Raw genomic sequence first — 14,718 nt, forward strand, 5'->3', positions numbered from 1 at the left:
AAGGCGTGCGGGAGGCGACGAGTCGGGCTGAGGCGTGGAACCCGTGGGCTCCGTGAGTGGCGAGGCCCCCACGCGTGTCCTCATCGTCGAGGACGACGGCATCGTCCGGTCCGGGCTGCGGATGATGCTGGGCGGTCACCACGACCTCGAGGTCGTGGGCGAGGCCGTCGACGGACGTGAGGCCGTGGAACAGGTCGACCGGCTCAACCCTGACGTGGTGCTGATGGACATCCGGATGCCGCGCATGGACGGCCTCCGCGCGACCCGTGTCGTGATGTCCCGCCCCTACCCCCCGCGGATCATCGTGCTCACCACGTTCAACGCCGACGCCTATGTCGTCGAGGCCCTCGGTGCCGGCGCAGACGGCTTCCTCCTGAAGGACACCCCTCCGCCGGAGATCGTCACGGCCATCCGCCGCGTGGCGAACGGCGAGCCGATGCTGTCCCCGTCGGTGGTCCGCACCCTGCTCTCGCGGCTGCGGGACAAGGGTGACGACGGCCGGGCGCGCCAGGCAGGGCAGCGGCTCGCCACTCTCACCCCGCGCGAGAGGGACGTCGCCGTCGCCGTCGGTCGCGGCCTGAGCAACACCGACATCGCTGCGGAGCTGCACCTGTCCGTGACGACGGTGAAGGGTCACATCGCCCAGCTCTTCAGCAAGCTCGCCGTCACGAACCGCGTCCAGGTCGCCATCTGCGTCCACGACGCAGGCATGACCTGAGTGGCGACCTAGCGCATCCCGGCGAGGGTCACCGTCAGCACGGCGTCGACGTGGGCGGGCTCGATGGGCATCAGGTGGATCAGTCGGTACTCGATGACGCCGTAGAGCAGATCACGCAACGTCGACACGTCGGCGTCCGCGCGGACCTCCCCGCGTTGCTGTGCCAGGGCGAGACGCTCGCCGAACGCGTTCATGTTGGGTTCGATGATCTGCTCGGAGAGAGCCGCCAACAGGCTGACGTCGGACTGCCCGGCGGCGATGAGGCCGCGATATGCGGGCCCGAAGCCAGTGGTCGAGATCAGGTCCACGATGCCGAAGAAGTGGGTCCTCAGGTCGGCATCGATGTCTCCCGTGTCGGGAAAGACGACCACGGGGTCGAGGCTGCGGGTGGCGGCTTCGAGCACGATCAGTCCCTTGGTCGGCCACCAGCGGTAGATCGTCTGCTTCCCGACGCGAGCCTGGCTGGCGATCGCCTCGATCGACACGTTGTCGTACCCGAGCTCGCCGACGAGAGCGATGGAGGCGTCGAGGATGGCGTGACGGGCTCGCTCGCTGCGCCGACTGGGATCCGGTGTCTTGGCAGGCATGCGCGCAGCCTACCCAACGAGACGGATCGTCTTGACGCGAGACGGCACGACTCGTATTGTTCGTGCGGAGCCCCCGCCACGTCGAGGCGATGTGCTCCACCCGTCTCGTACGCGTGGTGACGAGCTGTCTCCGTGACGCCAGGTGCCTGGAGGTCGGAGCCGAGGGACACGCGACAGAAAGCGATGTGGACTGGTCATGCCCATGTTCCTGGAGATGTTGACGATGTTGGTGTTGTCCGTGACGGTCAGCGCCCTGCTCGTCACGGGCGTGGCCTACCTGGCCACCTCCGAGGAGAGGAAGCGGTTCGGGAAGCCGTCACCGACGTGCCGACGGCGCGGCAGGACCACGTCGCTGCGCGACGCCGCCAGCCGTCGTCGGCGATCGCCCCAGCACACGCACCCTCAGTCACGGCATGGCTGACGGGCCTGCGCAGCATGCCCACGAACGCCCCAGGCCCATGCGTGCCGAGTACCTCGAGGCCGGCCCGGGCTGACCCGGACACCATCGTCTGCTCGGCCGGACGCTGCCTGTCCGCGACGCCGACCCATCGCCACCAGCCACCTGCCCACCAGTACGACACACCCGTCCGAGGAGACCCGCCATGACCGTTCGACTCAGCCACCCCGAGGGCCTGCTGCAGCAGTCCGACTACGCGCCGGTCGCGTCGGCGACGGGTTCCAGGATCGTCCTCCTCGCCGGACAGCTGGCGGTCGACCCCGAGGGACAGCCCACCTCGACAGACCTGGCCGGGCAGGTCCACGACGCGCTCGGCAACATCGCCACAGGAGTTGGCGGCGCCGGAGGCGGCGTCACCGACGTCGCCAGGCTCACCTGCTACGTCGTCGGCTGGACCCAAGAGATGGCGCCCAGCCTCTTCGAGGGCCTGGCACGCGCTCAGGGGTCCTACGGCTACAGCACACCGCTGCCGCCCCTCACCGTCATCGGCGTCCAGGCCCTCTGGGTGCCGGAGCTCCTCGTCGAGATCGAGGCGACGGCCGTCCTGGCATGAGCGCTCTCGCTGCCGTGTGCGGAGAGGTGGTGGCGAGCTGGGACCAGCTCGCGCAGATCAGGTGCGTGCTGGTCGTCCTGCTGCTTGCAGCCACCGCCCCCATGGGGGCGGTGAAGCGGGAGCAGCTCACCGATGCAGGGGCTCGTGCCCGCGCCGCCGCCGATCCCACGACTCGAGCGGACCAGTCGGTAGGTCGCTCATGGCGTCCACGGCATCCACGCGCGCACCACGAACTCCCGGCCCTCGCGGGCGTGCTCGAGCCGACCACCGCTCAGCTCGGCCCGCTCGGTGAGGCCGATCAGCCCGAGGCCTGATCCGGGGGTGGCCGAGCCGGCGAACCCCAGCGCGTTGCGCATCACGATCGCGACGCCGACGTCGGGCGCCCCGGTCACGTCGATCTCCAGATCGGCGCCGGGAGCGTGCTTGGTCGCGTTGGTCAGCCCCTCCTGCACGATCCGGTACATCGTGCGACCCAACGCGTCGGGCACGGCGGCCGGCCCGAGACCGTCGGCGTAGGCGATGCGCATCCCTGCCCGGCGCGCGTCCTCGACCAGGTCGACGAGGTCGACGTACGTCGGCTGCGGCGTGCGTCGAGGCTCGTCGACGTCGTCGCGCAACACCCCGAGCACGCCACGCAGGTCGGTCAGGGCCAGGTGCGCCGATTCGCGGATGATCCCGGCGCTGTCGCGCATCTCCTCGCGGCTCAGGTCGCTGCGGTAGTTGAGGGCACCGGCTCGGACCGATATCTGCGAGATCCGGTGAGCGAGGACGTCGTGCATCTCGCGGGCGATGCGGCTGCGCTCCTCCAGGCGGGACTGGGCGGCGCGCAGGTCCCGCTCGTCCTCGGCGGTCTGCGCCCGACGCTGCAGGTTCCACAGGAGCTCGCGCCTCGATCCGACGTACATGCCCCACGCCAGTACCGCAGCGGTGAACACGGTGTTCAACGCCGCGGTGAGCCATCTCGGGTCGGTCTGGGTCGAGGGGTTGAGCGCCACGAAGGTCTCCCCTCCGACGACGCTGAGCAGGCCGATGGGCAGGACCTGGTGCCAGCGTCGTCCCGTGGCGAGGGAGGCCATGGCGAGGATCGAGGGCCCGGCGGCGAGGGAGCTGAGGGCAGCCAGCGTCACCGTGGCAGCCGCGACGGCCAGTGGCTGTCGTCGTCGTACTAGTACAAGTCCTAGCGCGAGGATCCCGAGGGCCACGTCGGTGGTGCGCTCGAACGCCGATCGGTACGTGAGGACGGCCACCCACGCAGCGATGCTGAAGCTGAACGCCGCCAGCAGACGCCAGGCGTGGTCCCGTCGCCTCAGCGGCGCCTGGGACGACTCACCCAGCCCGCTCGAGTCCAGCACGCCACGACGGTACGCCGCGCCCGCGCGGTGCCGCATCGGTCCGAGGTCGCCCACCACCCCTGCTAAAGGACCTCCCCAGGGGTGCTCGGAGGTCGCCCGTCGCGTCCGGATCGGCATGCTGCCCCGCCCGCTAGTTGACTTGCCCAGGCAACTGAGTCACTCTCATGAGAGTTGCCTAGGCAACTGACCTTCGACGAGAGGGTGCCACACCACAACCCGAGGAGAGCACGTGAGAGCGATTCGTTACCACCAGTTCGGCGGCGTCGACGTCCTGCGCGAGGAGGAGGTGGACAAGCCGGTCCCGGGGCCGGGCGAGGTGCTCGTGCTGGTGGCGGCCACCTCGTTCAACCCGGTCGACGACCACATCAGGCTCGGGGTGCTCGCCGAGGTGATCCCTACTGCCCTTCCGATCACCCCCGGGCTGGACCTGGCCGGCACGGTGGCCGCGATCGGTGCCGGCGTCAGCGGATGGCGGGTCGGGGACCCGGTCGTCGCGATGTTCCCCCTCGACGCGCACGGTGGCGCGGCCGAGTACGCGGTCGTCGCGGCTGATCTCGTGGCTGGAGCGCCCCGCAGTGTTCCGCTCGTCGATGCCGCGGCGCTTCCGCTCACCGGGCTGGCCGCGCGCCAGGCAGCCGTCGAGCTCGCCGGCATCACCGCGGGGCAGACGGTGCTGGTCAACGGCGCCGGGGGAGCCGTGGGAAGCATGGTGGTCCAGATGGCCGTGGACGCCGGCGCCACCGTCACCGCTGTCGATCAGCTGCAGCACGCCGACCGCCTGCGCGCCTACGGGGCGACGCAGGTGTTCGGGCCCCTCGATCTCGCAGCCGGGCCCGAGGCGGTCGGTGGCCCGTTCGACGTGGTCGTCAACCATGTCCGGCTGGCACCGGAGGACCTGCCGGGGCTGACCAGGTACGTGGCGGACGGTGGCATCGCGGTGAGCTCTGCGGGGCCGATCCCGGCCGACGAGGAACGGTCCGTGCGCGCCGCGGGCGTGTGGGTCGTCCCCGACGGGGCTCACCTGGCTGACGTCGTGACCCGCATCGACGAAGGACGGCTGCAGGTCCACGTGGTCGACCGCCGACCGCTGCAGGACCTGCCGGCGGTCCACGCTGACGCAGGCAACGGCGGACTGCTCGGCAAGACGGTCATCGTGCTCGGCTGATCGACCAGCTCCTCGGACCGCTCGGGCCGCCGGGCGATCTCGATCGGGACAGGTCAGCTGCCGGAGGTCGGCGGTAGGTCCAGCATGGCCTGCAAGGTGCGGTGCAGGTGGGAGCGGTCGCGTGCGCCGACCCGGTCGAGCCTGCTCTCGAGCTCGGCGGCGAGGTCGCGGCGGGCCTGCGCCAGCGCGGTGCCGCCCCTTGGTGGAGGAACTCGGACCCCTGAGGGTCGCATCGCCAACGGCCCACGGTGCGGCTCTCGACCGAGAGTCGCACCGTGGACCCCGACGGGTCGCCGGGCCTAGCGGCCGGTCTTGCGTCGGAACGCCCGCCACGTCATGGCGCGGGTGTCCGGATCATCGATCACCCCGGGCTTCAGGCGGTGGATCGCCTGGTTGTGGGGTGCCGTCTTGACGATCTCGGGGTCGGAGTACGCCTCGTCGGAGATCTGCTGCATCACCGCGACCCACAGGTCCAGCGCCTCCTTGCCGTACATCTCGCCCGACTCGGGCGTGAACGGCTCGGGGACCAGCCACGGTTCGTGGCTGGTCCACGCGGGGTCCACGCCGAAGTCGGCCATGCGGTTCTGCACGTCGTGGATGTCGACGCCGGTCTCCTCCTTGAGCGTCTGCACGCTGTAGCGGGTCATCTCCATCCGCGGCGACGTCTGGTCGGGGTGCGAGCGAGTGATCCCGCGGATCGCGAGCAGCCCCTTCTCCATGTAGTTGTTGCCGAGGACGGACAGGTCCGACGCCTGCGCGATCTGCTCGGCACCCATCGAGCGCACCCACGCATAGGCCTTCAGGACGACCGGGACGTTGCCCCAGAACTCGCGGATCTTGCCGCTGCTCTGCGGGCGGTCGTAGTCGAGGTGGTAGCGCTCACCGTCGTGTGCGGCGAGCGGCGACGGCAGGAACGGCGCTACCTCGGCCGAGCAGCCGTATGCACCGACGGCCGGGCCGCCGACGCCGCTCTTGGGCGCACCGAACGTCTTGTGCAGCATGAACATGCAGGCGTCGAAGCCGATCTCGCGCGGGCGGATCTTCGACATGGTCCCGTTGAAGTTGGCGCTGTCGTAGAAGCACAGGCCGCCCGCCTCGTGGACGATCCGCACCCACTCCTTCATCTCGGGGTTGTAGACGCCCATGTCGTCGGGGTTGCCCACCATCAGTCCGGCCGTACGGTCCGAGACCGCGGCCTTCAGCGCGTCGAGGGACGGGTAGCCGTTCTCGTCGAGCATCAGCGTGATGACCTTGAACCCGGCCGCAGCCGCGGTTGCGGCGTTGCACGGGTGGGTCTGGATCGTCGTGATGATCTCGTCGCGCTGCTCGAGCTCGCCGCGAGACGCGTGGTACGCACGGACCACGGCACAGTTCGTGAAGGCCGCCTCGGCGCCGCCGCCGGCCTGGAACACGAACTGGTCCATCCCCGACATCTCCCGCAGGACGAGGTCCGCGTTGTGCACGATCTCCAGCGTGCCCTGCATCGTGTCCTCGTGCTGGTACGGGTGCACCTCCGTCACCTCGGGCCGCCACGCGATCTCCTCGTTGACCTGCGGGTTGTACTTCATGGTGCAGGTACCGAAGAGGCTGACGCCCATCATGCCGAGCGTCTGCTGGGACAGGCGCAGGTAGTGGTAGAGGACCTCCGGCTCCGACAGCTCCGGCAGGGCCGCGGGCTCCTGACGGCGTACGGCCGCGGGGATGAGGTCCGCGACCGGTCCGACCCGGGACTCGATCTCCTCCCCGACGTCGGAGAAGAGCACTCCTCGACGACCGGGGTACCCCATCTCCATGATGATCGGCTCGTTCCACACCGGCGCCTGGTACTGCTGGGGCTGCGTGCTCATCGCGTGACGACCTTCCTGATGGCGCCGACGAGGCGCTCGATGTCGGACTGGGTGTGGATCTCGGTGACGCAGTAGAGGGCGCTCTGCCCCAGCTCGGGGAAGTCCGCCGACAGGTCCTTGCCACCGAAGATGGCGACGTCTCGGAGGGCTTCGTTGATGGCGTCGACGCTCGTGCCGGTCTTGTCGAAGTTGACGACGAACTCCTTGAAGAACCCCTGCGGGAAGGTGACGCTCACTCCGTCGATCTCCGACAGCAGCTGCGCGGCGTAGTGCGCGCGCTGCAAGATCTGCCCGCCGATCTCCTCGAAGCCCTTCGGGCCCATCATCGCCATGTAGGTGGTGGCGGCGATGGCCCACATGTAGACGGAGTGGCCGGTCCAGTCGTTGCCCTCGTCGCGCAGTCCGTAGGAGGACTGCTCGAACAGGCCCAGCCCGAACCCGTACTCACCCTCCTGGAGCGTCTCGCCGATGCTGAGCAGCAGGGTCGGGTACTGGTGGGCGTAGCGGTCCTCGTCGCGGGAGGCGATGAACCCGCCCACGCCCCCGCCGGTGTGCATGTGCACGCCGAGCGGCTGGATCGTGCCGACGACCATGTCCGCACCGAGGTCGACCGGCGAGGCGAGCACACCCAGTGAGATCGGGTCGACCCCCACGATGGTCTCGGCGCCGGCCGACCGCGCGATGGCGGCGATCTCGGCGCCCTGGTGCTCGATGACGCCGAAGTAGGACGGTGTCTCGAAGTAGACCGCGGCCGTCTGCTCGCCCACCGCGGCGCGGAGGTCGTCCAGGTCGATCAGGCCGGTGACCGGGTCGTAGTCGACCAGACGGACCGCGATGTGGCTCGCCATCTCGACGGGCTCGCAGTAGTTGCGGATGACCGAGAGTCGCTCGGGGTCGATCGCACGCACGACGGCGACCTCGTTGCGGCCCGTCATGCGGGCGGCCATGCGCATGGCGTGCCCCGCAGCAGAGCCCCAGCTGCGCACCGGCAGGCCGACGAGGTCGAGCTCGACCAGCTCGCCGAGCTGGCTGCAGAACTCGAACCAGGCCTGGTTGCGGCCGTGGTCCGAGCTGGGCTCCCCGAAGACCGAGGTGAGGAACTCGTTGCGACGAACGACTTCGTCGCACGCGGCGGGGACGTGGTGCTGCCACGCGCCGGCCCCGAGGAAGTTCAGGTTCTGCTCGCAGGTGCGGTTCCTCGCCAGGATCCCGACGAGGTGGCGCTTGAGCTCGGCCTCGCTGAGCGCGGGGGGGAGGTCCAGCGGACGCGTGCTCCGGTGGTCCTGGGGGATCTGGGAGAACAGCTCCTCGATGCTGTCGACGCCGATCGCCTCGAGCATCTCTTGCTGGATGGCCGGTACGGAGTTGGCCATGTACGGATGTGCGGTGGGTCCCCTCACGGGAGGTCTCCTTCGGTTGTAGGTGGTGGGAGGTCGTCAGGTGCTGATCCGGAACACCGTGCTGCGGTCGTCGCCGGTCACGATCCGGATGTAGCCACTGAGCTGCGCGTCGAGCTCGTCGTCGCCGGTGTCGACGCGCAGCACGGCGTCGTCCAGGGCGGCGAGCTTCTCGACCGAGGAGATGACGATGATCCGGTCGCGGCCTGCTCGGCGGATGACGGCTGCACTGAGCTGCTGGTTGCCGCGGCCGAACAGGCTGCCCTGCCCACCCAGCACGCCGACGACGAGGTAGGTCTCGTGCTCGGCCGCGAGCCGCAGCAAGGACCGCTCGTCGAGGTCGAGGCCGACCGACTCGCCGTCGAGGACCGCATCGACGCCGAGCAGGGTGGACGGCACGCCGAGTGCGTCGGTGACGCGCCTCGTCGTCGTCCCGGGTCCCATCAGGTACAGGCACCCGGGTCGCATGCGCGCGGCCACCTGCCGGGTGGCTGCCGCCAGCGAGCCGTCCTCGCCGGCCTGCCCGCCGGACTTCGCGTTCTGCGCGAGGTGCCGTTCGTACGGACTCCGGGCGTACCCGTAGAGCTGCGCGGAGATCCGGTCCTCGCGGAAGGCCACCTCGTCGAGGTCCATGACCTCGGCCTCGCGGAGCAGCGCCCTGGGACTGCCCTGGAGGAAGAGGGCCGCCAGGTGGCCGGCGTTCCTCGGGCTGGTGCCGAAGACCGCCGAGTGCATCTTGACGCCGGCCGGGACGCCGAGCAGCGGGACCCGGTCGCCGACGGCACCCAGCACGTCGCGTGCCGTGCCGTCGCCACCCACGAACAGGATGAGGTCGACGGATCGGGACGCCATCGTCTCGGCCAGCGCCCGGGTGTCGACCGGGGACGACGCGCCCGGCCCACGTCGATGGACCACGAGCGGGTCGAGTCCGGCTTCGCGCGCCAGCACCTCGCCCAGCTCACCCGACCCGGTGACGACGCGAAGGGGTGTCCCCGACTCCGCGAGGCGCGTCAGTGCGATGCGTGCGCGGCCCTGGGCCTGAGGTGTCGCGCCGCGCCGCCGCGCCTCCTGCAGGACGTCCGGACCGTCGGTGCCCTTGAGTCCCACCGATCCGCCCATGCCCGCGACGGGATTGACGATGAGGCCGAGAGTGGGTCCCTCATCCGTGCCCGTCGTGGCAGGACTGGCCATGGTCGCGCTCTCCCTGTCGAGGACGTGGTGGTCGTCGACGGGCCGGCGCACGGCGGCGAGGTCGCTCGAGTCGAGACCGGGGGGCTCGGCAGCGACGGCCGCGGTGACGAGCGCCGGGTCGATGCTCGGCAGCACGCTCATGCTCACCAGCCCCTGTCGGCGAGCCGGTGCGGTTCGGGGATGTCGTCGACGTTGATGCCGACCATGGCCTCACCCAGACCACGGGAGGCGCTGGCGACGACGTCCGGGTCGTCGTGGAACGTGGTGGCCTTGACGATGGCCGCGGCCCGCTGGGACGGGTTGCCGGACTTGAAGATGCCCGATCCCACGAACACACCCTCGGAGCCGAGCTGCATGACCAGTGCTGCATCGGCCGGGGTCGCGATGCCGCCGGCGGTGAACAGCACGACGGGAAGCCTGCCGAGCCGGGCGATCTCGTTGACCAGCTCGTACGGCGCCTGCAGCTCCTTCGCAGCGACCCACAGCTCGTCCTCGCGCAGCGCCTGGAGCTGACGGATCTGCCCGGTGATGGCTCGGATGTGCGTCACGGCGTTCGACACGTCGCCCGTCCCGGCCTCGCCCTTGGAGCGGATGAAGGCAGCACCCTCGGTGATCCGACGCAACGCCTCGCCGAGGTTGGTGGCACCGCACACGAACGGGACGTCGAAGTTCCACTTGTCGATGTGGTTGGCGTAGTCGGCCGGCGTCAAGACCTCGGACTCGTCGATGTAGTCCACCCCGAGGCTCTGCAGGACCTGGGCCTCGGCGAAGTGACCGATGCGGGCCTTGGCCATGACGGGGATCGCGACGGCCTCGATGATGCCGTCGATCAGGTCGGGGTCACTCGACCGCGCCACGCCGCCCTGTGAGCGGATGTCAGCCGGGACCCGCTCGAGAGCCATCACGGCGACCGCGCCAGCGTCCTCGGCGATCTTCGCCTGCTCGGCGTTGACGACGTCCATGATGACGCCCCCCTTGAGCATGTCCGCCATGCCGCGCTTGACGCGCGACGTGCCGGAGGCGACCGGGGGGTGGGCGCCACCGACCGCCCACGCCGTTCCATCTCGTGACCCCGAGCCGTTCGGTCTGGTGTCGTCCTGCAGCATCTGGGTGGACCCCTCTTCCTCGACGTGGACGTCGGCGAGCTCGCGGACGGACCCCGGGACCGCGGCCTCGCTGACCGGATGGCCGGACGCGATCGGGTTCGCCTCTTCTCGGGCGGGCTCGTCGGTCGAGACGACCTCGCGGCCCGACCCGAGCCACACGGGGCAGGTGCAGCACTCGGTCTCGACTGGACTTTCCAATGCTCGGACGATACGAGTCGGTCCGTCTCGTGTCAAGACGCTTCGTCTCGCCACAAGGCGTCGCGTCTCGTCACGAGTCGCCTCGAGGTCCGGCAGTGAACCCCTCGCGCCTCGGTCTCGTACATCGTCGACGAACCAGTCAGGACTGCCGGTGAGACTGCCGCGACCGGAGCGCCATTCCCGGGCTCGCCGCGAGAGGCGACGGCTCGAGGTGGGTCAACGCCCTCGTCCCGGGGCAGCCCCTCGGCCGCACCTGACCGGCGAAGTAGCCCCCCGACGATCCACTGCTGCCTCGTCGTTCTCGTTGATCAAACCAAGACCCATCCCGTCATCTAGTCCACACTCGAGGAGTCTCCACATGCAGGTTCAACCCCCTTCCGTCCCGTCCTCCAGGCACGGCGGGCGGCGTCTCCGATGGGCGGTTTCGGCCTCTGTCGGTGCGATGCTGGCCACCGGCCTGGTGACCGTCCCGGCCGCCCACACGGCCGATGCTCCGACACCGCCTCAGGCGGTGACCACGTCCACCACGACGACGTCCACGCATCCCCTGCAGGGGCGCCTCGACCACCTGGTGAGCGACCTGGGGTTCGTCGGTGCGACCGGCTCGGTCCGCGGCTCGTGGGGTGGCTCCAAGAACTTCGCCGCCGGTCTCGCCGACACCGCGACCGGTCGGACCGCCCAGCCCAGCGCCCAGGTCCGGATCGGCAGCAGCACCAAGCCCATGACGGCCACGGTCGTGCTGCAGCTGGTCCAGGAGGGCAAGGTCGCCCTCGATGCCCCCGTCGAGACCTACCTGCCCGGCCTGCTGCGTGGTGAGGGCATCGACGGCCGCACCATCACCATCCGTCAGCTCCTGCAGCAGACCAGCGGGCTGCCGGACTACGACCATCTCATCCTCGCCGGGGACTTCTTCGCGGCCATCAAGAAGTACTACGCGCCGCTCTCCCTCGTCCGGACCGCCCTCACCCAGCCGGCCACCGGGACCCCCGGGGCCGCCTTCTCCTACTCCAACACCAACTACGTCGTCGCCGGCCTCGTGGCGGAGAAGGCGTCCGGCCGTCCGATCCACCGGCTGATCACCGAGCGGATCATCAAGCCGCTGGGCCTCGCGCGCACCTACTGGCCGGCGCCGCGCGACCGGAGCATGCCCGCCGACGCCCTCCACGGCTACTACGGCGGCGTCGACGTGACCGAGATCGACCCGTCCTGGGGTTGGGCGGCCGGCCAGCTGATCTCCACGCCCCGCGACGTCAACAACTTCTTCGCGGGCCTGCTCGGCGGGAGGCTGCTCGGCCGAGCGATGCTCGCCGAGATGAAGAAGACGGTGCCGTCCGGCGTCACCCAGATCGGCGGTGACCGCTACGGTCTGGGCATCGTGCGCCTCACGACCTCGTGCGGCGTCGAGGCCTGGGGCCACGGCGGTGACGTCCCGGGCTACCACATCCGTCACGCCACCGCCGTCGATGGACGCTCCGCTGCCATCGCGGTCAACAGCGCCGCGACGGATCCTGCTCAGATCCTCCAGGTGGAGCGGGACGTCGACGCGGCACTCTGCCACTGACCTGGTTCCCGGTCGGCGTCGCGCCCCGACGGACGGCGCCGACCGGGCGCGACGACGGCCCCGGTGGTCAGGTGCGCGAGCACCGTCCGCCGGGGCCGACCTGCGTCCGCGGTGGGTGAGAGCGATCGACCGTCGCTCTACTCCTCTGGAGGCAGCGCACCGCGTCGGCGCAGCTCGATGAGCGCGTAGTGGCGTCGAGACTTGACGGTGCCAGCCGGCACCCCCAGCTCTCCAGCAGTCTCTTTCTCCCCGAGGCCGACCAGGTAGGTCCACACCAGTACCTCGCGATGCGCGGGTGAGAGCCCGGAGAGCAGTGAGACGACCTCGTCACGTCGCTCGATGGAATCGGCGTGGTCGAGCTGTCGTGCACCCGAGGTCGAGCGGCTGGGGAGAGGACTTGCCCCATCGCCAGGCCGACGAGGACGCGCCGAGCAGCCGCGTCCGCCCGGCTCGTCCCACAGACCGTGATCGTGGGATGTCAGCACCTCGTGCCGAGACACGGCGCTCCGAAGCCGGTCGAGGGCCATGTTGCGGGCCACAGTCAGGAGCCAGCCGCGTACCGACCCGCCGTCGGCGGAGAGCCGAGACCGGTGCTGCCACGCCCTCAGCATCGTCTCCTGGACGACGTCCTCGGACGCATGGTGGTCCTTGAGGATCGTGCGGACATATGCGAGGACCGACATGGCGTGGTCGGCCACCAAGTCCTCGATGAGGGCAGGAGCGGACCGGCCCGCAGCCGGGCAGGGACCAGGCATGAACATTCCTCCCGAGAGGCGTCGCTGCAGCAGCTGGCGCGCCGTGTCGTGCGCGTCGTCGAGGTTGCGTCCCCCACGGAGGAGTGGCGCACCAGGAAACATGTCTCGGCCGCGTCGGCCGTGAGCTCTCCACGTCAACGGTCGTGGTCTCGACGCCGGACGCAGGTTCGAGCCCTCAATCGTTCAGGACCGCTACGGCGATGACGGTTCCGATGATGGTGGTCACGATGGAACCGATGCCGACGTACAAGCCGAAGGGCCTGTCGCCTCGGCCGTAGGCGAGGAAGCCGAAGAAGGCTCCCATGGGGCCGATGATGAAAGGAGCCACGAGGAGTGCCACGAAGCCGAGCACGGCGCCGGCCATGCTCAGGCGGCGATTCAGTACCTGTGGGTCGGTGCCTGGTTGATCCATCGATCTCTCCTTGGGTCGGCGAGGGGCCCCGTGAGTCGTCACGTGCCCACCGCTGGGCGGCGTTGCGTCGGTCGCGAGGTACCTGACGGGTCATGCAGGGAAGTGCTCGGCGATGAGACATGCCGACCGTGTGGCATCGACCTCGACCGACCGGCACGCCGATGTCCTACGACGGAGCCGAGGTGCGGTACGCCGGTGGTTCGTGCCCATGTGGAGCATCATCCAGATCGTGGAAGGCGGGCACATCGGACGAGAGGGCGCCGGGGGTCGGGCTTTGGTAGGGGGGCGGACCGTACGGATGAAGGGGGCTCGCGGACGCCCTGACGTCGTGGACGGGCCGGCACCTCGCTCGCCGGAACGATGGACACCTACGCAGGCGACCGACGCGAGACCACGAGGACGTAGAGCCTTCTCGTCCTTGCTCATCGCGGCCGGCGGGGCGTGATCGGCAAGCGGTCCGCACGGACGAGGGGCGAGTGGAAGGAGCAACCTGGCCTGAGACGACAACAGCCTCCGACCTGGGTGACCAGGTCGGAGGCTGTGGTGGTACGGCATCAGGGACTCGAACCCCGAACCCGCTGAGTAGGCCAAGCCGTTTCACGCCGAATCACTGATGATCACCAATCCGTGTCAACCAAGCCTGAAACTGCGTCATCCCGGCGGCTGGGCATCACCCGAGATCACGTCTGGGCATGCTGAATTAGGGGAGTAAACGGGGAGTATCGAGAGCCGGGTTGCCGCCCATCTGGCGGTCAGCCGGGCGGAGCCCGCTACGCGGCATGAGCGTGCACTCTTGCGGCAAGATGTGGGCATGGCCCTCACCGCCCCGGAGTTCGTCTCCCGACTTTCGTTGGGGGTGCCCGAGTCCTCGACTACCTTGCGGGAGTACCTCGACGAGCAAGAGGGTGAACTGCTCCTGCACCTGCTGATCGCAGACCTACGTCGGCTGGCGCTCGCCTGGTTCGAAGAAGGTAGGGCCGACGCGCTCGTTCGTCTCCTTGGCGTGTTGGAAGCGGCGCTGCGCGAGGGCGACGAGTACGTCGGAAACGCCATCGCCGTGTCGTTTGTCGAAGACCTCGCCTGGTGGGAAGCGGACATGCAGCCGCTCATCACGACCCTGCCAGGCGAGTTGGCGAACGAGGTCGAGCGGCAGCGGCACGCCAGCAAGTGACCCATCCGCCCATCGGCACGAGCGGGCGATCGGCTCGCGACAGTCGTCGGCTGAGCGGAGTCTTTGGGACCCATTCACGGTCGTCATCGCGGCCATCCGTGTGGCCCGGATCGCGCGCAGCGCGGCTACTAGAGACTCGACTGCAGGATCGGGGTCTGGCCAGACTGCGGTCTAGGTGACTGGCTGGGTGGCTCTCTGTGCGGCTGCCCACCGGGTGTTGGTGTGGCTCTTCCATGGTCTGCGACCGG

12 protein-coding genes and 1 pseudogene are annotated in these 14,718 nt (G+C 69.6%); 5 read left to right on the top strand and 8 right to left on the bottom strand.

The features are described 5' to 3' along the window. Positions 1-43: 43 nt before the first annotated feature. Positions 44-718 carry a response regulator gene (locus AC4MBH_RS03960; RefSeq protein WP_491793036.1) on the top strand — a complete coding sequence of 225 codons (675 nt, stop codon included), beginning with the start codon at positions 44-46 and terminating at the stop codon, positions 716-718. A gap of 8 nt (positions 719-726) precedes the next feature. On the opposite strand, the gene AC4MBH_RS03965 is transcribed toward AC4MBH_RS03960, so the two are convergent. Further along, positions 727-1,305: a TetR/AcrR family transcriptional regulator gene (locus AC4MBH_RS03965; RefSeq protein ID WP_491793037.1), complete on the bottom strand. Its 579-nt coding sequence runs from the start codon at positions 1,303-1,305 to the stop codon at positions 727-729. A gap of 602 nt (positions 1,306-1,907) precedes the next feature. Here AC4MBH_RS03965 and AC4MBH_RS03970 point away from each other — a divergent pair. Then, on the top strand, positions 1,908-2,315 hold the full coding sequence (locus AC4MBH_RS03970; RefSeq protein ID WP_491793038.1) for a RidA family protein: 408 nt from the start codon (positions 1,908-1,910) through the stop codon (positions 2,313-2,315). A 197-nt stretch (positions 2,316-2,512) separates the two neighbouring features. Here AC4MBH_RS03970 and AC4MBH_RS03975 read toward each other — a convergent pair whose 3' ends face one another. After that, positions 2,513-3,667 carry a sensor histidine kinase gene (locus AC4MBH_RS03975; protein ID WP_491793039.1) on the bottom strand — a complete coding sequence of 385 codons (1,155 nt, stop codon included), beginning with the start codon at positions 3,665-3,667 and terminating at the stop codon, positions 2,513-2,515. Positions 3,668-3,896: 229 nt separating this feature from the next. On the opposite strand from AC4MBH_RS03975, the gene AC4MBH_RS03980 reads away from it, so the two are divergent. After that, positions 3,897-4,832, top strand: a complete 936-nt coding sequence (locus AC4MBH_RS03980; RefSeq protein WP_491793040.1) for an NADP-dependent oxidoreductase — start codon at positions 3,897-3,899, stop codon at positions 4,830-4,832. Between the two features lie 299 nt (positions 4,833-5,131). On the opposite strand, the gene gcvPB is transcribed toward AC4MBH_RS03980, so the two are convergent. The 4 genes and pseudogenes from gcvPB to pdxS form a co-directional block, all read right to left on the bottom strand. After that, positions 5,132-6,679 (bottom strand): aminomethyl-transferring glycine dehydrogenase subunit GcvPB, encoded by a 1,548-nt coding sequence (gene gcvPB / locus AC4MBH_RS03985; RefSeq protein WP_491793041.1) that lies wholly within the window; start codon positions 6,677-6,679, stop codon positions 5,132-5,134. After that, positions 6,676-8,079 carry an aminomethyl-transferring glycine dehydrogenase subunit GcvPA gene (gcvPA, locus tag AC4MBH_RS03990; RefSeq protein ID WP_491793042.1) on the bottom strand — a complete coding sequence of 468 codons (1,404 nt, stop codon included), beginning with the start codon at positions 8,077-8,079 and terminating at the stop codon, positions 6,676-6,678. The genes gcvPB and gcvPA overlap by 4 nt, the downstream gene beginning before the upstream one ends. Positions 8,080-8,115: 36 nt before the next feature. Continuing rightward, positions 8,116-9,408, bottom strand: coding sequence for an ATP-NAD kinase family protein (locus AC4MBH_RS03995; RefSeq protein WP_491793043.1), 1,293 nt, complete (start codon positions 9,406-9,408; stop codon positions 8,116-8,118). 2 nt (positions 9,409-9,410) lie between these two features. Further along, positions 9,411-10,286: pseudogene (pdxS, locus tag AC4MBH_RS04000) on the bottom strand (pyridoxal 5'-phosphate synthase lyase subunit PdxS); the annotation flags it as partial. A 796-nt stretch (positions 10,287-11,082) separates the two neighbouring features. Between pdxS and AC4MBH_RS04005 the strand changes: the two are divergent. Further along, complete coding sequence (locus AC4MBH_RS04005) at positions 11,083-12,132, top strand: serine hydrolase domain-containing protein (protein WP_491793044.1); 1,050 nt, start codon at positions 11,083-11,085, stop codon at positions 12,130-12,132. Between the two features lie 137 nt (positions 12,133-12,269). On the opposite strand, the gene AC4MBH_RS04010 is transcribed toward AC4MBH_RS04005, so the two are convergent. Continuing rightward, a complete protein-coding gene (locus tag AC4MBH_RS04010; protein WP_491793045.1) occupies positions 12,270-12,830 on the bottom strand; it encodes a sigma-70 family RNA polymerase sigma factor in 561 nt (186 codons plus the stop codon). A 232-nt stretch (positions 12,831-13,062) separates the two neighbouring features. Continuing rightward, on the bottom strand, positions 13,063-13,299 hold the full coding sequence (locus tag AC4MBH_RS04015; protein ID WP_491793046.1) for a hypothetical protein: 237 nt from the start codon (positions 13,297-13,299) through the stop codon (positions 13,063-13,065). A gap of 811 nt (positions 13,300-14,110) precedes the next feature. On the opposite strand from AC4MBH_RS04015, the gene AC4MBH_RS04020 reads away from it, so the two are divergent. Next, on the top strand, positions 14,111-14,470 hold the full coding sequence (locus AC4MBH_RS04020) for a DUF7674 family protein (RefSeq protein ID WP_491793047.1): 360 nt from the start codon (positions 14,111-14,113) through the stop codon (positions 14,468-14,470). Positions 14,471-14,718: the final 248 nt, after the last annotated feature.

Source organism: Nocardioides sp. WJ219 (assembly GCF_058559815.1).